This window comes from Massilia eurypsychrophila (assembly GCF_002760655.1).
In the GTDB taxonomy this organism is placed as follows: domain Bacteria; phylum Pseudomonadota; class Gammaproteobacteria; order Burkholderiales; family Burkholderiaceae_D; genus JAFCUW01.
The window spans coordinates 107,014-124,530 of record NZ_PDOC01000004.1; the positions used below are offsets into that span (position 1 = coordinate 107,014).

Sequence of the window (17,517 nt, forward strand, 5' to 3'; positions counted from 1 at the left end):
AAAAGCACTTCGACAACATCCGCAAATGCCGCCGCGCGTTTGCAATTTGCTACGGTCAGTGTGCCACTAAATCGCTCGGCGGCCGGGCATCTGCATCAAGCGCGCGCAGCTCGCGCAAGGCCTGCAGGCAGTAGTACTGGAACCACAGGCCGGTGAAGATAAAGATCACCAGGTACAGCCAGATCGACAGCATCGCCAGGAACGGAAACAGCACCACTGAAATGAGCGCGCCGCCGATCCACACGATGCCGGGCAAGGCGCCGAAGGCGCCCGAGACCATGCCGATCGCCAGCAGCGGCCAGCGGTGGCGCTGCATGATGGCGCGCCGCTCCTCTGCGCTGGCGTGGGCGGCCAGCGCGTCGTAGCTCATCACGCGCGCGGTCAGCCAGCCCCACAGCGCCACTTGCGCCGCCAGCGCCAGCGGGGCAAAAAAGTACAGCGGCAACGTCATCAGCCACAGCGGCACGAACAGCAGCACCGCGCCGAAGTTGATGGCCAGGCTGCCGAGCGTGCTGCCGCCCTGCTTCATGTCGAGGCCGGCAAACTGGCGCGCGCTGACGTGGCGTCCGATCGCCGGCATCGCCACGATGCCCATCACCAGCAGCGACGTCAGGATCATCAGCGGCAGCAGCAACAGCATCGCCACCAGCGGCACCACCACCGCTTTGAGCACACCGAGGCCCATCGACGAGAGCATCCCGCCGCTGGCCTTGTAGATGCCGTATTGTTCGAACAGCACCTGCACGTAATCGATCAGCGGCTGCATGCCGAAGTACAGCAAGGTGCCCCACAACGCCACCGACAGCGCAAACGGCAGCGCCGACAGCAGCAGCATGCGAACGCTCAGCTGCGAGGCCAGCGCGCGCCCGTAGGCGTTCAGCACGGCGCGCATCAGGCGCTGCCGCGGCGGCCGGATTGGACCATCCGCTTCAGGCCCGGCCACTGCTGCTGCCAGAAGCGGTGTTGCCGAACGTATGGAAGTTGCGGGCGACATGCGCGCTTGCGGCGCCGGCGATCGAAGCGCGGCAAAGGACGGCCGAGGCGAGCCGGAGAATACTGCGCAGCATGGGAGTTTTCAGGTTAGGAAGCATATGGATATTCTACGTGGGAAATGCGCTGCCGGTACGTCCAGCACGTCAACGCTGCCGCTGCCACAGCACCGCTGACACGGGGTCGCATAGCGCTTTGACACGTCATGCACTACAATTCTCCAACACTCCCTGATCAAGAAAGAAACATCATGTCTACAATTACAACCGATTCCGGACTGCAGTACGAAGACACCATCGTCGGCGATGGCGCCGAGGCGAAAGCCGGCCAGCACGTGACGGTGCACTACACCGGCTGGCTGCGCAATGACGACGGCACAACCGGCGCCAAGTTCGATTCGAGCAAGGACCGCAACGACCCGTTCCAGTTTTCGCTCGGCGGCGGCCAGGTCATCAAGGGCTGGGACGAAGGCGTGCAGGGCATGAAGGTCGGCGGCGCGCGCCGCCTGACGATTCCGGCCAGCTTGGGCTATGGCGCTCGCGGCGCCGGCGGCGTCATTCCGGGCAATGCCACCCTGATCTTCGACGTCGAACTGCTGGCAGTTTAAGTTCCTTTTTCAGCCCACAGGAGTTTCATATGAGCTTGCAAGAACAGTTTGCCCAGGCACAGGCCGATTCGAAGAATCTGCCTGAGCGTCCCGACAACATGACGATGCTGAAGATCTACGGACTGTACAAGCAGGCCTCGAGCGGCGACGCCACCGGCGAGCGCCCTGGCTTTACCGACATGATCGGCCGCGCCAAGTTCGATGCCTGGGACGGTTTCAAGGGCACGTCGAAGGACGACGCGATGCAGCAGTACGTCGACCTGATCGAAGAGCTCAAGGACGAGTAAAGCAGGCGCCAACCCAGGGGTCTGACCGGATTTTTCTTTTACGGTCTGACCCCGATTTAGTTGACGCTCGCACCGCCGCTACGCAAACACCTTGCGCATCTTGTCGGCCACCTTCGTCTCGATGGCCGCCGAAAACGCGCTCATCGGGAATCCCAGCGTGATCGCCATCTCGGCGCGCTGTCCCTGCAAGGTCAGCGCGCCCTCGACGCCGCTGCGCCCGAACTTCAACACGTCGCCATCCCACTTGCATGCCAACTGATAATCGCCGGCCAGCTTGTCGGCCACCTGTTGCGCCGCCGCGCGCGCCTGCTCCTGGCTCAGGCTGTGCGCCTGAACGATACTGATCTGCGCCATCTGCTGCTTTCTGTCTGTTTCCGAGTAGCGCGCATTTTATCGCACCGGCAGCGCTTATTGACGAGCATCAAACAGGGCAAGCGCGCATGGCGCGACTATTTCCTTCGGCAAACACCGCGTTTTTCGAAGGAGAACTGCAGATGAACCCACGCGACACCCTGCCCGACGACCCGCTGGCCGAGCGCACCGACGCGCCCGTCAGCTACGTCCCTACCCCCAGCGCGGCCTACCGCCAGCACCGCAAGGCGGCCCAGCTGCTCGACGAGCCGGGCCAGCCGCGCGGCGACGGCGAGCCGGCGCCGCCGGTGCCGCTGCCGTTCGCCTTCGGCGCGCGCGTGCTGATGTGGAAGCAGGATCCGTCGGTGAGCGAAATCGGCACCCGCAAGGCGTTCCTGCCAGGCATTGTGCTCGACGGCCCGCGCGACGCCCGCATTGTCTCTGGCGACCCGGGCATCGCGCCGGTCAGCCCGAACGCGTTCGGCGACTTCATCAGCATGCCCGACACGCCGCAGTTCAACGCCGTCCACACCTTCGCGGTGGTGCGCCAGACGCTGACGATGTACCAGCGCGCGCTGTCGGCCGCCGGCGCCGACATGCCGCTGCCGTGGCAATGGAACAGCAGCGTCGACACCGCGCCGCTGCAGATCTTCCCGTACGGGCTGCCGAACGTGATGAACGCGTTCTACAGCCGCTCGCAGTGCTGCCTGAAGTTCGGCGACTTCGTCCCCAGCGGGCAGGACGCGCGGGTATTTACCTGCCGCTCGTTCGACATCGTCTCGCACGAGACGGCGCACGCCGTGCTCGACGGCCTCAAGCCCGACTGGCTCGGCGCCGACAACCCGCCGCAGACGGGCGGACTGCACGAGGCGTTTGGCGACCTGACGGCGATTTTCCTGGCGCTGTCGCAGCTCGACCAGTGCGAGGCGGTCATCGCCCAGACCAAGGCGCGGCTGCACGACAAGACCTTTTTGGCCGACATCGCCGAGCAGTTCGGCCTGGCGCTGGGCGGCTCCACCGGCCTGCGCAACGCCGACAACGAGCTCACGCTGGCCGACGCCGGCACCCAGGTGCACGCGCTGTCGCAGGTGTTCACCGGCGCCATCTACGACATCCTGGCCGACCAGTTCGCGCTCGAACGCGACCCGGCGCTGCGCGACGACGCGCTGGTGCTGCACGAAGTGGGCTGCTACCTGCGCGGACTGCTGCTGCGCGCGCTGGTGGCCGCGCCCGACGTCGCCGCCACCTATCCCGACGTGGTCAACCAGATGCTGCGCCTGACAGCCGAAGACGGCAAGCCGGTCACCTACCGCGACAGCATCCGCCACCGCTTCACACTGCGCCAGGTGGTGGAGACGCCGGCGCCGCTGGCCGACGACGACCGCGATCCGCTCGAATGCCTGCCCGGCGTGCAGGATCCGCCCGGCGCCGTGCAGGACCGGCGCGCCTGCTGCGGCACGATGAACCTGGCCGAGTACTACAACCTCGAACATGTGCTCGCGGCCGAGTCGCAGGCGCTGGCGCGCTGGTGCGCCGAGCACGGCCGCAACCGCGCGCCCGTGCCGGCCGTCGTGCCGGCCGTCGTGCCGGACGACATGCTGTCCGCGCTGCCCCTTCCGGCCAGGCTGCGCTAATATCATGGCCATGAAGATCACGGCCACCGGCGGCGGCGGCTTTAGCGGCCGCGCCGAACACTACGAGCTCGACACTGGGCGAATCGAGCAGGGGGCGGCGCTCGAAGCGCTGCTGCGCGACCTCGATTTCTTCGCCGCCGCGCCGCCGCAGCCGGTCGGCGCCGACATTGGCCGCTGGGCCATCACGGTCGCCGACGGCGCGCGCGAACACACCGTCCGCTTCGCCGAGGACGGCAGCGCCGATTCGGCGCCGTGGCAGTCGCTGCTGTCGCAATTGCGCAATCTGGCGTGAAAGCCGGCAGCCGCACCGGGGTCTGACTCCATGCGGTCAGACCCGAAACCGCCCAGAGCTCACATATGCTTATGCGGATTGTGTATGACTCGCATTTGTGGGAATAAGCGAATTGCCTTAAAATACAGTGCTTTGCCAAGGTTGGCGGAACTCCTGCGCCACTGAGCAACACTTCATTGATAGGACTGTTATGACCCACGTTGTCACCGAATCATGCATCAGCTGTCGATACACCGATTGCGTCGATGTATGCCCGGTTGATTGTTTCCGGGAAGGCCCGAATTTTCTGACGATCGATCCGGACGAGTGCATCGATTGCGCGGTCTGCGTGGCGGAGTGCCCGGTCAACGCGATCTTCGCGGAAGAAGACGTGCCGGCCGACCAGGTTGCTTTCATCAAAATTAACGTTGACCTGGCGCGCGCCTGGCCGTCGATCACCAAGACCAAGGCGGCCCTGCCTGACGCGGACAAGTGGAAAGACGTCAAGGACAAGATGGACCAGCTGATCCGCTAGCGTGCCCGGCCGCCACGCGGCGGTGTTTCATCCACAGTATCCTTACTATCCGCGTTGCCGGGCCACCCCGGCAACGCATCTGCATCCATTCCCGGCGCCCGCGCGCCGCGGCCTCGACCAGCTCCCCGCCGACACCCGATATTGCACTGATCACGTTCCGTTTCCGCTGCGTCACAAACGCGCGCGGTTTTTTGCGCCTATGTTGGGCGCTGCACGGACGAGAGATCGCCTGGCGTGATACAAAGCGTGAATGGGGAAAAACTACCGGATGTCTGTGATCCACGTTAATCAATTGCTAAGTAGAACGGCAAATTGCAGTACGGTGACCGGTATAGCCTATAATTAATTCACGGACCGCCGCATTAGCGGCGGCCAAGCAGCCCACGAAGGAACTTCCATGCTCTACCAATTGCACGAGATGCAACGTTCATTCCTGACCCCCATGATGCAATGGGCAGAAGCATCCTCGAAACTGTTTTCGAACCCGGTCTCGCCCTTCGCGCACACCCCGTTTTCCCAGCGTATCGCCGCGGGATACGAGCTGATGTACCGCCTCGGCAAGGATTACGAGAAGCCGGCTTTCGACATCGGCAGCACCCTTGTCGCCGGCGAAACGGTGGGCATCATGGAGCGCACCGTCGTCACGCGCCCATTCTGCCGCCTGCTGCACTTCAAGAAAGACCTCAGCGACAAGCAGATCGCCAAGCTGGCTCAGCCGAAAGTGTTGCTGGTCGCGCCATTGTCGGGCCACCACTCGACCTTGCTGCGCGACACCGTGCGCGGCTTGCTGCACGAGCATGACGTCTACATCACCGACTGGACCGATGCGCGCATGGTGGCGGCGTCGGAAGGCCCGTTCCACCTCGACGACTACATCTATTACGTGCAGGATTTCATCCGCCTGCTGGCGCCTGACCTGCACGTCATTTCCGTGTGCCAGCCGACGGTGCCGGTGCTGGCCGCCATTTCGCTGATGGCCAGCGCCAACGATCCGCAGCTGCCAAAAACGATGACGATGATGGGCGGCCCGATCGATCCGCGCAAGTCGCCGACCGCGGTCAACGACCTGGCCGTCGAAAAGCCGTTCTCGTGGTTCGAGAACACGGTGATCTACGCGGTGCCGGGCAACTACCCCGGTTTTGGCCGCAAGGTCTATCCCGGCTTCCTGCAGCACGCCGGCTTCATCGCGATGAATCCTGGCCGCCACGCGCAGAGCCACCGCGAGTTCTACCAGCACCTGGTGCTGGGCGACGATGAGCCGGCCGAGAGCCATCGTCAGTTCTACAACGAGTACAACGCGGTGCTCGACATGCCGGCCGAGTACTACCTCGACACCATCAAGACGGTGTTCCAGGAACACCGCCTGCCGAAGGGCACGTGGGAAGTCGGCGGCCAGCTGGTGCGCCCGCAAGACATCACGACGGTGGCGCTGTTTACGGTCGAGGGCGAGCTGGACGACATCTCCGGCGCCGGCCAGACCCAGGCCGCGCACGACCTGTGCACCGGCATCCCGGCCAACATGCAGCAGGACTACGTCGCCCCTGGCGCCGGCCACTACGGCATCTTCTCGGGCCGCCGCTGGCGCGAGACGATCTGCCCGAAGATCGGCGAGTTCATCAAGAAGCACGGCTGATTCCATCAGCCGTAAAAAAAACGCCTCGCTGCTCATCCAGCGAGGCGTTTTTTATTGGCCGCTCATTGTGCGTGCCCGGAGACGGCGCCGGCTCAGTCGCGGAACAGCACCTCTTCGCGGCTGAACCAGCGGCGGCAAAACGCCAGCAAGATGGCCGCCAGCAGCGTGCTGGAAAACAGGATCATCAGGAACTTCGGATAATCCATTGTCCCCTTGACGATCTCCTTCATCGCCAGCGCGATGTTGGTCAGCGGGACGGCCGACCATAACCAGGTCAGCTCCACGCCAGGGATCATCGCCACCATCATCGGCATGATTGCGATGATCATCATCGGCTGCATCATGCCGGCCGCTTCCTTGTAACTCTTGGCGTAGATCGACATCGACAGCAAGATCGCGGCAAACATCGCCGCCGTCGGCACCAGCATCAGCGCGATCATGCCGAGGTCGCCGATGCTGATCGCCGCCACCACCGCCGCCAGCGCAGGGTCGAGCCGGCCGGAGTAAAAGCGCAGCAGCAAGCCAAGGCTGCTCACCATCAGCAGCGACGCCGCCAGCGCCACCGTAAACAGCACCAGGAACTTGCCCATCACCAGTTGCGAGCGCGACACCGGCGCCAGCAGCAGCGTCTCGAGCGTGCCGGCTTCCTTCTCGCCGGCGCCAATGTCGATCGCCGGATACATCCCCGCCATCAGGCACACGAAGATGAGCAGGTAAGGCAGCATGCCGCCCACCAGAGCGCCGATGCGCTCGCGCTGGTCGGCCGTCGAGCGCACGTCGATGGTGACCGGATTGAGGACGAAGGCGAGCTGCGGCGCGGTCAGCTTGAAGTCCGACAGCGCCTTGTCGCGCAAGGTCGCGTTGTATTGTTCGACCACCGCGTTGACACGCTTGCGGGTGATTTCGCCGGCGTCGGCGCTGTTGAAGTGCAGCTCGATGGCGGCCTGCTGGCTGGCGCCGATGGCGCCGGCGAATTGCGCCGGCACGTTCAGCGCCAGCTTGATGCGGTCGTCACCGATCGCGCCGCGGATGTCGCCGGCGCTACCGAGCTTCACTTCGCGGTAGCCGGCATCCCTGGCGAACAGCTCGGCCAGCGCCGGCGCATTCTGCGCACCGAAGATGGCGTACTTGATCTGCTCGGTGCGCGCCTTTTCGCTCAGCTTGCTCATCACCTGCGTCATGCCAAAGCCGATCAGCGGCAAGGCGATAATCGGAATCAGGATCGTGAAAATCAGCGTCTTGCGGTCGCGCAGCAGCGAGCGCAGTTCCTTCAGGTAGACGATCCACATCAGGCGGCACTCCTTTCGTTGATGACGCCGATGAACGCGTCGAAAATATCGCCGCCGCCCCGCTGGCGGAATGCACCCGTCGTATCGTTGAACACCGTGGTGCCGCCATTGATGACGCAGACGCGGTCGCACAGCTTGTCGACTTCGTGCAGATGGTGGGTCGAGAAGATCAGCGGAATCTGTCGCCGCTTGCAGTCGGCCATGAAGTCGAGCAGCACCTTCGCTGCCATGACGTCGAGGCCGCTGGTCGGTTCATCGAGAATGATGACCTTCGGATCGTGCACCACGGCGCGCGCGATCGAGCACTTCTGCTTCATGCCGGTCGACATCTCGTCGGTGCGCTTGTGGGCAAAGTCGTGCAGCTGCAACTGCTCGAACAGTTCGTCGCAGCGGCGCTGCAGGCGCGCTTCGTCCATGCCGTGCAGGCGGCCGAAATATTCGACGTTTTCGCGCCCGGTCAGGCGCCCGTACAAGCCGGTGGTGCCGGATAAAAACCCGATCTGGCGGCGCGCCTGCATCGGCTCGGCGACGATGTCGACGCCGTTGACGAAGGCGGTGCCCTGGTCGGGCTTGAGCGCGGTGGCCAGCAGGCGCAAGGTGGTGGTCTTGCCGGCGCCATTCGGGCCGAGCAAGCCCAGCACTTCGCCGGGCGCGCAATGAAAGCTGACGTCACGCACGGCCTGGAAATAGCCGTCGCCTTCGCGCGCATCGCGGCGCCTGGACGGATCCGATTTCTTCGCCTGGCGGAAGCGCTTGAACAGGTTTTTAACTTCAATCATCGAGTTTTCACCATTGCAATAACGGAAAATAATTATAGCCCAGAGAGCAATCTTTCCAACCAACATCGTTACTTATATGCATTAACTTTTTGCCTTCTCCGCCACATCGGCTTTTGTCGGATAATGGCGTTTTGCGCCGATAGAATCACCGTGACCAAGACCCTCGCCGACCTGATCGAAGACGTACTGCCGCAGACGCAATGCACCAAGTGCGGCTACGCGGCGTGCCGGCCGTATGCCGAAGCGATCGCCATTGGTGCCGCCGACATCAACCAGTGCCCGCCGGGCGGCATCGAGGGCGTGCGCCGCCTGGCCGCCGTCACCGGGCGCGCCGTCATCCCGATCAACCCGGTCAACGGCATCGAGCGTCCGCGCCCGGTCGCCTACATCGACGAGGAGCTGTGCATAGGCTGCACCCTGTGCATCCAGGCCTGTCCGGTCGACGCCATCGTCGGCGCGGCCAAGCAGATGCACACCGTGGTGCCGAGCCTGTGCACCGGCTGCGACCTGTGCGTGGCGCCCTGCCCGGTCGACTGCATCGTCATGTACCCGGTCACGGAGGACCTGACCGGCTGGGACGCCTGGTCGCAGCAGCAGGCCGACGCCGCCCGCGCGCGCCACGACCTGCGCAGCGCACGCTTGCTGCGCGAGCGCGACGAAAACGACGCCCGCCTGGCCGCCAAGGCGGTGGCCAAGATGCGCGACGTGACGGCCGAAGCGACCAACACGCCCGAACAACTGGCCGAGAAGGAGCGCAAGCGCGCCATCATCGCCGCCGCCATTGAACGCGCGCGCCTGAAGGCGCTGCCTTCCGCCGAATGAATCCCGCCAAACGCCTCGAGATCTTCACCCGCTTTCGCGCCGCCAATCCGCATCCGACCACCGAACTCGAATACACCACGCCGTTCGAACTGCTGATCGCGGTGCTGCTGTCGGCCCAGTCGACCGACGTCGGCGTCAACAAGGCCACGCGCAAGCTGTACCCGGTGGCCAATACGCCGGCGCAGATCCTGGCGCTTGGCCTCGACGAACTGAAGACCTACATCGCCACCATCGGCCTGTACAACACCAAGGCGAAGAACGTCATCGCCACCTGCCAGATGCTGGTCGACCTGTACGGCGGCGAAGTGCCGCGCTCGCGCGAGGCGCTCGAAGCGCTGCCCGGGGTCGGCCGCAAGACCGCCAACGTCGTGCTCAACACCGCCTTCGGCGAGCCGACCATGGCGGTCGACACCCATATCTTCCGGGTGTCGAACCGCACCGGCATCGCGCCCGGCAAAACGGTCGAGGTGGTCGAGCACAAGCTGCTCAAGTTCGTGCCGAAGGAGTTTTTGCAGGACGCTCATCACTGGCTGATCCTGCACGGGCGCTATACCTGCATCGCGCGCAAACCGCTGTGCTGGAACTGCCTGATCGCCGACCTGTGCGAATACCGCCAGAAGACGCCGCCGCCGGATGGGCTGTAGCGCCATGAACTAGCCGCCGCCGAACCAGTCTTACAGTATTGCGGTAACAACGGCGTGACCGACCTCCATGCAGGGCTACGACACCATACCGACGGAGCTGGAAAAAGCCTGTGCCCAGGAACCGATTCACCTGCTCGGCACCGTGCAGCCGCACGGCTTTCTGATCGTCGCGCAGATCAGCGACGGGCGCATTGTCCAGGTCTCGAGCGGCATTGCGCGCCATTGGCCCGGGCTCACTGCCGAGTCGATGTTCGGCACGCCGCTGCTCGACTGGATCGAGCGCGGCGCGCCGTTCGACACGCTCGGCCTCGACGCGCTGCCGCCGGTGCGTCCGATGGCGCTGCCGTGGCGCGCGCGTTTCGAGCGCACCGCGCCGGCACAGCAGCAGGCGTCGGACGACTGGGCATGCCTTGGCCATCGCAGCGGCGACGTCGCCGTGCTCGAATGGCTGCCGCAGGCCACCAGCGCCGCGCGGCGCCGCGCCGAAGGCCGTGAGTTCGCCGACATCGCCTCGCTGATCGCGCGGCTGCGCCACGCCGACCGCATCGGCACCTTCCTCGACGATTGTGCCAAGGTGGTGCGCGGCTTTACCGGCTTCGACCGGGTGATGATCTATCGCTTCCTGCCCGACGGTTGCGGCGAAGTCATCGCCGAGCAGTGCGGCGAGCAGTGCGAGCAGCGCTTTGTCGGCCTGCGCTTCCCGGCCAGCGACATCCCGGCCCAGGCGCGCGCGCTGTACCTGACCAACCGGCTGCGCGTGCTGGCCGACGTCGAGGCGCCGGCCGACACACTGGTGCCGCCGCTGCTGCCCGACGGCGCCCTGCTCGACCAGAGCCACTGCCTGCTGCGCGGCCTGTCGCCGGTGCACCTGTCCTACCTGCGCAACATGGGCGTGCGCGCGACGCTGACGATGTCGATCGTCATCGACGCCAAACTGTGGGGCATGATAGCCTGCCATCACCACGCGCCAAAGGCGCCGCCGCACCAGGTACGCGAGGCGCTGCGCCAGCTGTGCGAACTGACGGCCGAAGTGGCCACCATGCGCATCGAAACGCTGACCAAGCTGGAGGCGGTCGACCAGCGCCTGGCGATGGGCAACCTGCTCAGCCAGTTCCACCAGTCGCTGCTGATGGGCGAAGACATCACCGTGCTGCTGCGCCAGCGGCTGCCCGACTTCCTGCAGGCGTTCAGGGCCAACACGCTCGGCGTGTACCTGAACTCGACCCACTGGGTCGGCGGGCCGGGCCGGCGCCACCATCCGGCCCAGCAGACGCTCACCGAGGTGCTCGCGCGGCTCGACCGGACCGGCCATGCGCCGGGGGTGCTGGTGTGGGACGACCTGCTTACGCCCGGCCAGCAGCGCATCGACGCGCTGCCCGAAGCGGCCGGCATGCTGCTGGCGCACCGCTTCGAAGACCATCCAATCTTCTGCTTTGTTACCCGGCCCGAGGTGGTGCAGCTGGTGCGCTGGGCCGGCGAACCGGTAAAAGAGCCAGTCCGCGATGAACCGGACGGGCGCGTCAGGCTCGAGCCGCGCCGCTCGTTTGCCGAATGGCGCCAGCAGGTCAGGGGGCGCAGCGAACCGTGGACCGACGTCGAGGCCGAAGGCCTGCAGTCGCTGCTGCAGATCCTCGCCGAAGTGCACAAGCTGCGGGTCAACCGCACGCTGCACGAGAAGCTGCACTGGCGCGCCCACCACGACCAGTTGACGGGACTGTACAACCGCCGCACGATGGAAGACGAGGTCACCCGGCGCCTGCAGGAAGGCCAGTACGATGCCGCGCTGATGCTGCTCGACCTCGACCACTTCAAGAAGATCAACGACGCCTACGGCCACGCCACCGGCGACCAGGTGCTGCTGCAGTTCGGCCGGCGCCTGGACGCCGTGATCCGCGATTGCGACCTGCTGGCGCGCCTGGGCGGCGACGAATTCATGCTGCTGTTCCAGATGGACCATCCCGATGCCGCCACCGCGCTGATGTTCGCCGAGCGGCTGCACCAGACGGTGACGCAGCCGTTCGACATCAACGGCCAGCAGCTGCGCATGGGCGTCTCGGTCGGCATTGCGCTGCCGCCGGCGCACGGGCGAACCGTCGGCGAGCTGCTGCGCCGCGCCGACTTGGCGCTGTACCACGCCAAGGCGCACGGCCGCGGGCGCAGTTCGGTGTTCGATTTTTCGATGGAGTCCGACCAGCTCGACCAGTACCTGCTCGAGCGCGACCTCGGCGAAGCGATCGAGCAGGACGAGCTGTCGCTGGTGTTTCAGCCCAAGGTCGACCTGGTGACGCGGCGCGTGGTCGGCATGGAGGCGCTGGTGCGCTGGAATCACCCCAGCCGCGGGCAGACGCCGCCGGCGGTGTTCATTCCGCTGGCCGAGCGCAGCGACCAGATCGTGCGCATCGACCGCTGGGTGATGCGCCAGGCGCTGCAGGCGCAGGCGCACTGGCGCGACCAGGGGCTGCCGACGCTGCCGGTATCGGTGAATTTGTCGATGGCCGACATCCTGTCGACCAACGTGGTCGACTACCTCGGCGCCCTGCTCGACGAGTTCAATGTGCCGGCCAGCGCGCTCGAGATCGAGGTGACCGAGTCGGCGGTGATGCGCGAACTGACACGCACCCGCAACGTGCTGGCAGCGCTCAACACGCGCGGCATCGGCACCGCGCTGGACGACTTCGGCACCGGTTTCTCGTCGCTGAGCTACCTGCGCCAGCTGCCGCTGCAGAGCATCAAGATCGACCAGTCGTTCACCCTCAGCATGCTGCAAGATTCGAACGCCGAGACGCTGACCCAGGCCATCGTCGCGATGGGGGTGGCGCTGAAGATGCTGGTGGTGGCCGAGGGGGTCGAGACAGAGCAGCAGATGGACTGGCTGATGGAGCACGGCTGCCACCTGGGCCAGGGATTTTTCTTCAGTCCGCCGGTATCGGGAGACGACATCCACGCCGTCATCCGCAACATCGAGCTGCGCCTGGCAAGCGCAGCGCCCGCCAGTTTAAGTCAGTGACACACCACTATGCGGCTACAGCAGCACCAGGTTGTCGCGATGGATCAGCTCCGGCCCCTCGAGGAAGCCGAGCACCTTCTCGATCTCCGACGACGGCTTGCGCATGATGCGCCGCGCCTCGCTGCTGGTGTAGTTCGACAGCCCGCGCGCGATCGCCACGCCGTCTTCGCCGACGCAGGTAATCACCGCGCCGCGGCCGAATTCACCGGTCACGCCGATCACGCCGATCGGCAGCAGCGACTTGCCCTCGCGGGTGAGCTTCTGCACCGCGCCGGCGTCGAGCACCACCTTGCCGGCCGTGTGCAGGTGATCCGTCATCCACTGCTTGCGCGCGGTCATGCGGCCGGTTTGCGCCGTCAGCTGGGTGCCGATCGCTTCGCCGGCGGCCAGGCGCGTGAGCACGTCGCTGTCGCGTCCCCACGCGATGATGGTGTGCGCGCCCGAGCGCGCGGCGCGCTTGGCGGCCAGGATCTTGGTCAGCATGCCGCCGCGGCCGATGCTGCTGCCGGCGCCGCCGGCCATCGCTTCGAGCGCCGGGTCGCCGGCCGCGCCCTCGGCGATCAGGGTCGCCGCCGGCTCCTTGCGCGGGTCGGCCGAAAACAGTCCGTGCTGGTCGGTCAGGATCACCAGCGCGTCCGCTTCGATCAGGTTCGCCACCAAGGCGCCGAGCGTGTCGTTGTCGCCGAACTTGATCTCGTCGGTGACCACGGTGTCGTTCTCGTTGATGATCGGGACCACGCCCAGGCGCAGCAAGGTGGTCAGGGTCGAGCGCGCGTTGAGGTAGCGCTCACGGTCGGCCAGGTCGGCATGCGTGAGCAGCACCTGCGCGGTGCCCAGGCCGTGCGCGCGAAAGCTCGACTCGTAGATTTGCGCCAGGCCCATTTGCCCTACCGCGGCGCAGGCCTGCAGTTCGTGGATATCGGTCGGGCGCGTGTCGAAGCCGAGGCGCAGCATGCCTTCGGCGATCGCGCCGGAGCTGACCAGCACCACTTCCTTGCCGAGCGCGCGCAAAGCCGATATCTGCGACGCCCAGCGGGCGATGGCGGCGTGATCGAGCCCGCGGCCGTCGTTGGTGACCAGCGACGAGCCGACCTTGATGATGATGCGGGAGGCATTCTGAATGACGGATTTCATCTGGCAGCGGCTCTTATCAACGCGGGCGCAGCGCCAGCAGCGCGATGCCGCCGGCCAGCTCCAACCCGCATACGACTAATAAAGATCCCTGGGGCAGGCCGATCGCGAAGGCCGCGATGAAGCGGCCGACCGGCTGCGCCAGGACGAACAATGCAGTGATATCGCCGAGGACAGGCGGTTCGCCCTGCCTTGCCGCTAACAGCGCCAGGCCCGCGGTAGCGAGCCTGGTGCCGACATAGATGGCGTAGAACTGGCTGTAGCCGTTCACGCCAACGAGAAACAAGCCCATGACGGTGGCCACGCGGTCCGGGTCCAGCATGGCCACGAGCGCGGCCAGCGAACTGGCACAGGCAACCAGTTGCAGCAGCTGCCTGCGCAGCCCTGCCCGCGTCACGGAGACCAACTCAGTCTTCGAGAATCTTGAAGCGTGGATCGTCCGGATCGATCGATGCGATGCCGCGCGCTTCCTCGGTCATCTGCGTCTCTTCGGCGCGGTGCTCCACAGCCTTCTTCGCTTCCAGGTGCTGGTAGATGGCGTTGACCAATTCCGGGCAGCCTTCGTGCGACAGCGCCGAAATCTCGAACACAGGACCCTTCCAGGCCATGCGCTTGACGAAATCCTTGACCAGCTTCTTGCGGTCTTCCGCCGGCACCACGTCCAGCTTGTTAAGCACCAGCCAGCGCGGCTTCTCGACCAGCGACTCGTCGTACTTTTCCAGCTCCTTGACCAGCGCCTTGGCTTCCTTGACCGGATCGACGTTCGTTTCGAACGGCGCCATGTCGACGATGTGCAGCAGCAGGCCAGTGCGCTGCAGGTGGCGCAGGAACTGGTGGCCGAGGCCCGCGCCTTCCGACGCGCCTTCGATCAGGCCGGGAATGTCGGCGATGACGAAGCTCTTCTCGTGCGACACGCGCACCACGCCCAGGTTAGGGTGCAAGGTGGTGAACGGGTAGTCGGCGATCTTCGGCTTGGCGTTCGAGACGGCCGTGATAAAGGTCGACTTGCCGGCGTTCGGCATGCCCAAGAGGCCCACGTCGGCCAGTACCTTCAGCTCCAGGCGCAGTTCGCGGCGTTCGCCTTCCTTGCCCTCGCCTTTTTGGCGCGGCGCGCGGTTGGTCGAGGACTTGAAGTGGATGTTGCCCCAGCCGCCCTCGCCGCCCTTGGCGAGCAGTTCCACCTGGCCGTGTTCGGTCAGGTCGGCAATGATCTCGCCGCTGTTGTTATCGACGATCAAAGTGCCCACCGGCATGCGCATGTGGATGTCGTCGGCGCCCTTGCCATAGCAGTCGGCGCCGCGGCCAGGCTCGCCGTCGCGCGCCTTGTGCATCTTCGAGTAACGGAAGTCGACCAGGGTGTTGATGTTACGGTCGGCCACGGCCCAGATCGAGCCGCCCTTGCCGCCGTCGCCGCCGTCCGGCCCGCCGAATGGACGGAACTTTTCGCGGCAGAACGAGGCGCAGCCATTCCCGCCATCGCCGGCGATGACTTCAATTTTTGCTTCGTCGATAAACTTCATAATTTTGTACCGCCATAAAACTAAAAAGGCCCTACCGTTGGCAGAGCCTTTCGATTGAAGGCTTGCGCCTTACAAAGTGTGCGCCGCAAGCGGCGCGTATTACTTAAGCAGCTACTGCAGCCACTTCGTTCGGGATCACGGTGACGAATTGCTTCGAGCCGGCGCCCTTGACGAGGAATTTTACCTTGCCATCGACCAGCGCGAACAAGGTGTGATCCTTGCCCAGGCCGACGTTTTCGCCTGCGCGCACCGGGGTGCCGCGCTGACGGATGATGATGCCGCCGGCGTTGATGGTCTGGCCGCCGTAAACCTTAACGCCCAAGCGCTTTGATTCTGAGTCGCGGCCGTTACGCGTTGTGCCGCCGCCTTTTTTGTGTGCCATTTATAGCTCCTTGATGACTGGATGTACCGGGCAACAGCGATTAGCCGTTGATCGAAACGATTTGGATTTCGGTGAAATTTTGACGATGGCCTTGGTGTTTCTGGTAGTGCTTACGACGACGCATCTTAAAAATCTTCACTTTATCGTGACGACCGTGTGCCACAACAGAAACGGTAACCGTTGCACCTTCAACCAATGGCGCACCAAACTTGATGGTGTCGCCCGCGCCTACTGCGAGAACTTGATCGATGGTGAGTTCGGAACCAATGTCTGCCGGTATCTGTTCTATTTTAAGTTTTTCGCCAGCGACAACTTTATACTGCTTGCCACCGGTTTTTATGACCGCGTACATGATAGGAAACCTCATCAAATGTTTAAAAGAATTTCTCCCGGCGACATCACGTCGAGCCTGTGCGGAACCGGGGGAACCTGTGATTATACATGGATTGAAATTTCTCGTCAAAAGGATGCACAAGTTCGGCGGTTCGTGGTATGTGCACAACGACAACACTATGCAAGCGCCACGGCGCCGGTGGCAGGCTGCTGTGCGTGCCGGACCGAAACGGCGGGGTTGTCGTATAATCCACGCACTTAACGCCACTCGCAGGTCAGCCTTGTCAGCCGCTATCTTACACGCCCAAACGAACACCATCGCCCATTCGATCGCTGCCGACGTGGAGGCAGTCAACGCGGTTATCCGCGAGCGCCTGCATTCCGAAGTGAGCCTGGTCAACCAGATCGCCGAGTACATCATCAGTGCCGGCGGCAAGCGCATCCGCCCGACCCTGGTGCTGCTGGTGGCGAACGCCTACGGTTACAAGGGCACCGCCCACCATGAACTGGCCGCGGTCGTCGAGTTCATCCACACCGCCACCTTGCTGCACGACGACGTCGTCGACGAGTCGTCGATGCGGCGCGGCCGCCAGACCGCCAACGCGCTGTTCGGCAACGCCGCCTCGGTGCTCGTGGGCGACTTCCTGTACTCGCGCTCGTTCCAGATGATGGTTGGCCTGAACAACATGCGCGTGATGCAGATCCTGTCGGACGCCACCAACGTGATCGCCGAAGGAGAAGTGCTGCAACTGCTGAACATGCATGACCCAGACGTCGGCCAGGACGCCTACCTGAACGTGATCCGCTCCAAGACAGCCAAGCTGTTCGAGGCGGCGGCGCAACTGGGCGCCCTGATCTCCGGCGCCAATGACGACCAGATCGACGCCGCCGGCGAATACGGCCGCTCGCTCGGCACCGCGTTCCAGCTGATCGACGACGTGCTCGACTATGCCGGCGACGCCGCAGCCATCGGCAAGAACGTCGGCGACGACCTGCGCGAAGGCAAGCCGACCTTGCCACTGATCTACCTGATGGAAAACGGCACGCCGGAGCAGCGCGACCTGGTGCGCAACTGCATCGAGAACGGCGACGAGCAGCATTTCGAGGCAGTGCTTGCGGCAGTAACCACCAGCGGCGCGCTCGACTACACGCGGCGCGAGGCCGAAGTTGCCGCCCAGCGCGCAGCGGCCGCCATTGCTGGCCTGCCGGAAAGCGAATTCAAGCGAAGCCTGCTGCAACTGTGCGTGTTCGCGGTTGACAGGGACCATTAAGCTTTTTACACTAAAACCTCACGTGAATCTC

At 64.6% G+C, this 17,517-nt stretch carries 20 protein-coding genes; 10 read left to right on the forward strand and 10 right to left on the reverse strand.

Translation table 11 applies throughout. From position 1 onward, the window contains the following. Positions 1-55: 55 nt before the first annotated feature. Entirely contained in the window at positions 56-892 is an 837-nt protein-coding gene (locus CR105_RS08450) for an EI24 domain-containing protein (RefSeq protein WP_099788319.1), read from the reverse strand. Between the two features lie 37 nt (positions 893-929). After that, complete coding sequence (locus CR105_RS28260; protein WP_180288135.1) at positions 930-1,091, reverse strand: hypothetical protein; 162 nt, start codon at positions 1,089-1,091, stop codon at positions 930-932. 149 nt (positions 1,092-1,240) lie between these two features. Between CR105_RS28260 and CR105_RS08455 the strand changes: the two genes are divergently transcribed. Both CR105_RS08455 and CR105_RS08460 read left to right on the forward strand, forming a co-directional pair. Further along, positions 1,241-1,597 carry an FKBP-type peptidyl-prolyl cis-trans isomerase gene (locus tag CR105_RS08455; RefSeq protein WP_099788008.1) on the forward strand — a complete coding sequence of 119 codons (357 nt, stop codon included), beginning with the start codon at positions 1,241-1,243 and terminating at the stop codon, positions 1,595-1,597. 29 nt (positions 1,598-1,626) lie between these two features. Further along, a complete protein-coding gene (locus CR105_RS08460) occupies positions 1,627-1,884 on the forward strand; it encodes an acyl-CoA-binding protein (protein WP_099788009.1) in 258 nt (85 codons plus the stop codon). 78 nt (positions 1,885-1,962) lie between these two features. Here CR105_RS08460 and CR105_RS08465 read toward each other — a convergent pair whose 3' ends face one another. Then, positions 1,963-2,238: a polyhydroxyalkanoic acid system family protein gene (locus CR105_RS08465; protein ID WP_099788010.1), complete on the reverse strand. Its 276-nt coding sequence runs from the start codon at positions 2,236-2,238 to the stop codon at positions 1,963-1,965. 140 nt (positions 2,239-2,378) lie between these two features. Between CR105_RS08465 and CR105_RS08470 the strand changes: the two genes are divergently transcribed. The 4 genes from CR105_RS08470 (at position 2,379) to CR105_RS08485 (ending at position 6,308) form a co-directional block, all read left to right on the forward strand. Further along, positions 2,379-3,869 (forward strand): gluzincin family metallopeptidase, encoded by a 1,491-nt coding sequence (locus CR105_RS08470; RefSeq protein ID WP_229413757.1) that lies wholly within the window; start codon positions 2,379-2,381, stop codon positions 3,867-3,869. Positions 3,870-3,873: 4 nt separating this feature from the next. Then, positions 3,874-4,161: a protealysin inhibitor emfourin gene (locus tag CR105_RS08475; protein WP_229413759.1), complete on the forward strand. Its 288-nt coding sequence runs from the start codon at positions 3,874-3,876 to the stop codon at positions 4,159-4,161. Between the two features lie 190 nt (positions 4,162-4,351). Beyond that, the gene (gene fdxA, locus CR105_RS08480; protein ID WP_099788011.1) at positions 4,352-4,675 is read left to right on the forward strand and encodes a ferredoxin FdxA; all 324 of its coding nucleotides are present in this window, start codon (positions 4,352-4,354) and stop codon (positions 4,673-4,675) included. 397 nt (positions 4,676-5,072) lie between these two features. Continuing rightward, positions 5,073-6,308 (forward strand): polyhydroxyalkanoate depolymerase, encoded by a 1,236-nt coding sequence (locus CR105_RS08485; RefSeq protein WP_099788012.1) that lies wholly within the window; start codon positions 5,073-5,075, stop codon positions 6,306-6,308. A 92-nt stretch (positions 6,309-6,400) separates the two neighbouring features. Here the strand turns inward: CR105_RS08485 and CR105_RS08490 are convergent, their stop codons facing one another. Both CR105_RS08490 and CR105_RS08495 read right to left on the reverse strand, forming a co-directional pair. Then, positions 6,401-7,597, reverse strand: a complete 1,197-nt coding sequence (locus CR105_RS08490; protein ID WP_099788013.1) for an ABC transporter permease — start codon at positions 7,595-7,597, stop codon at positions 6,401-6,403. Further along, positions 7,597-8,376: an ABC transporter ATP-binding protein gene (locus CR105_RS08495; protein WP_099788014.1), complete on the reverse strand. Its 780-nt coding sequence runs from the start codon at positions 8,374-8,376 to the stop codon at positions 7,597-7,599. Before CR105_RS08495 ends, CR105_RS08490 begins: the two co-directional genes overlap by 1 nt. Positions 8,377-8,394: 18 nt before the next feature. Here CR105_RS08495 and rsxB point away from each other — a divergent pair, with 18 nt between their 5' ends. From rsxB to CR105_RS08510, 3 genes are all read left to right on the forward strand, one after another. Next, the gene (gene rsxB, locus CR105_RS08500) at positions 8,395-9,198 is read left to right on the forward strand and encodes an electron transport complex subunit RsxB (protein ID WP_267873891.1); all 804 of its coding nucleotides are present in this window, start codon (positions 8,395-8,397) and stop codon (positions 9,196-9,198) included. After that, positions 9,195-9,842 carry an endonuclease III gene (gene nth / locus CR105_RS08505; protein WP_099788016.1) on the forward strand — a complete coding sequence of 216 codons (648 nt, stop codon included), beginning with the start codon at positions 9,195-9,197 and terminating at the stop codon, positions 9,840-9,842. Before rsxB ends, nth begins: the two co-directional genes overlap by 4 nt. A 67-nt stretch (positions 9,843-9,909) precedes the next feature. Continuing rightward, positions 9,910-12,849, forward strand: coding sequence for a bifunctional diguanylate cyclase/phosphodiesterase (locus tag CR105_RS08510; protein WP_099788017.1), 2,940 nt, complete (start codon positions 9,910-9,912; stop codon positions 12,847-12,849). A gap of 15 nt (positions 12,850-12,864) precedes the next feature. On the opposite strand, the gene proB is transcribed toward CR105_RS08510, so the two are convergent. From proB to rplU, 5 genes are all read right to left on the reverse strand, one after another. Continuing rightward, positions 12,865-13,983: a glutamate 5-kinase gene (gene proB, locus CR105_RS08515; protein WP_099788018.1), complete on the reverse strand. Its 1,119-nt coding sequence runs from the start codon at positions 13,981-13,983 to the stop codon at positions 12,865-12,867. Between the two features lie 16 nt (positions 13,984-13,999). Continuing rightward, positions 14,000-14,377: a DUF4345 family protein gene (locus tag CR105_RS08520; protein ID WP_229413760.1), complete on the reverse strand. Its 378-nt coding sequence runs from the start codon at positions 14,375-14,377 to the stop codon at positions 14,000-14,002. A gap of 10 nt (positions 14,378-14,387) precedes the next feature. Then, positions 14,388-15,500: a GTPase ObgE gene (gene obgE / locus CR105_RS08525; RefSeq protein ID WP_099788020.1), complete on the reverse strand. Its 1,113-nt coding sequence runs from the start codon at positions 15,498-15,500 to the stop codon at positions 14,388-14,390. Positions 15,501-15,603: 103 nt separating this feature from the next. Further along, on the reverse strand, positions 15,604-15,882 hold the full coding sequence (gene rpmA, locus CR105_RS08530) for a 50S ribosomal protein L27 (RefSeq protein ID WP_099788021.1): 279 nt from the start codon (positions 15,880-15,882) through the stop codon (positions 15,604-15,606). A 40-nt stretch (positions 15,883-15,922) separates the two neighbouring features. After that, positions 15,923-16,234, reverse strand: a complete 312-nt coding sequence (gene rplU, locus CR105_RS08535) for a 50S ribosomal protein L21 (RefSeq protein ID WP_099788321.1) — start codon at positions 16,232-16,234, stop codon at positions 15,923-15,925. A 262-nt stretch (positions 16,235-16,496) separates the two neighbouring features. Between rplU and ispB the strand changes: the two genes are divergently transcribed. Continuing rightward, the gene (gene ispB, locus CR105_RS08540) at positions 16,497-17,486 is read left to right on the forward strand and encodes an octaprenyl diphosphate synthase (RefSeq protein WP_099788022.1); all 990 of its coding nucleotides are present in this window, start codon (positions 16,497-16,499) and stop codon (positions 17,484-17,486) included. Positions 17,487-17,517 lie beyond the last annotated feature (31 nt).

Coding starts and splice junctions, on each gene's coding strand:
- CR105_RS08450 (WP_099788319.1), bottom strand. CDS start 892: ATGCGCGCCGTGCTGAACGCCTACGGGCGCGCGCTGGCCTCGCAGCTG.
- CR105_RS28260 (WP_180288135.1), bottom strand. CDS start 1,091: ATGCTTCCTAACCTGAAAACTCCCATGCTGCGCAGTATTCTCCGGCTC.
- CR105_RS08455 (WP_099788008.1), top strand. CDS start 1,241: ATGTCTACAATTACAACCGATTCCGGACTGCAGTACGAAGACACCATC.
- CR105_RS08460 (WP_099788009.1), top strand. CDS start 1,627: ATGAGCTTGCAAGAACAGTTTGCCCAGGCACAGGCCGATTCGAAGAAT.
- CR105_RS08465 (WP_099788010.1), bottom strand. CDS start 2,238: ATGGCGCAGATCAGTATCGTTCAGGCGCACAGCCTGAGCCAGGAGCAG.
- CR105_RS08470 (WP_229413757.1), top strand. CDS start 2,379: ATGAACCCACGCGACACCCTGCCCGACGACCCGCTGGCCGAGCGCACC.
- CR105_RS08475 (WP_229413759.1), top strand. CDS start 3,874: ATGGCCATGAAGATCACGGCCACCGGCGGCGGCGGCTTTAGCGGCCGC.
- fdxA (WP_099788011.1), top strand. CDS start 4,352: ATGACCCACGTTGTCACCGAATCATGCATCAGCTGTCGATACACCGAT.
- CR105_RS08485 (WP_099788012.1), top strand. CDS start 5,073: ATGCTCTACCAATTGCACGAGATGCAACGTTCATTCCTGACCCCCATG.
- CR105_RS08490 (WP_099788013.1), bottom strand. CDS start 7,597: ATGTGGATCGTCTACCTGAAGGAACTGCGCTCGCTGCTGCGCGACCGC.
- CR105_RS08495 (WP_099788014.1), bottom strand. CDS start 8,376: ATGATTGAAGTTAAAAACCTGTTCAAGCGCTTCCGCCAGGCGAAGAAA.
- nth (WP_099788016.1), top strand. CDS start 9,195: ATGAATCCCGCCAAACGCCTCGAGATCTTCACCCGCTTTCGCGCCGCC.
- CR105_RS08510 (WP_099788017.1), top strand. CDS start 9,910: ATGCAGGGCTACGACACCATACCGACGGAGCTGGAAAAAGCCTGTGCC.
- proB (WP_099788018.1), bottom strand. CDS start 13,983: ATGAAATCCGTCATTCAGAATGCCTCCCGCATCATCATCAAGGTCGGC.
- obgE (WP_099788020.1), bottom strand. CDS start 15,500: ATGAAGTTTATCGACGAAGCAAAAATTGAAGTCATCGCCGGCGATGGC.
- rpmA (WP_099788021.1), bottom strand. CDS start 15,882: ATGGCACACAAAAAAGGCGGCGGCACAACGCGTAACGGCCGCGACTCA.
- rplU (WP_099788321.1), bottom strand. CDS start 16,234: ATGTACGCGGTCATAAAAACCGGTGGCAAGCAGTATAAAGTTGTCGCT.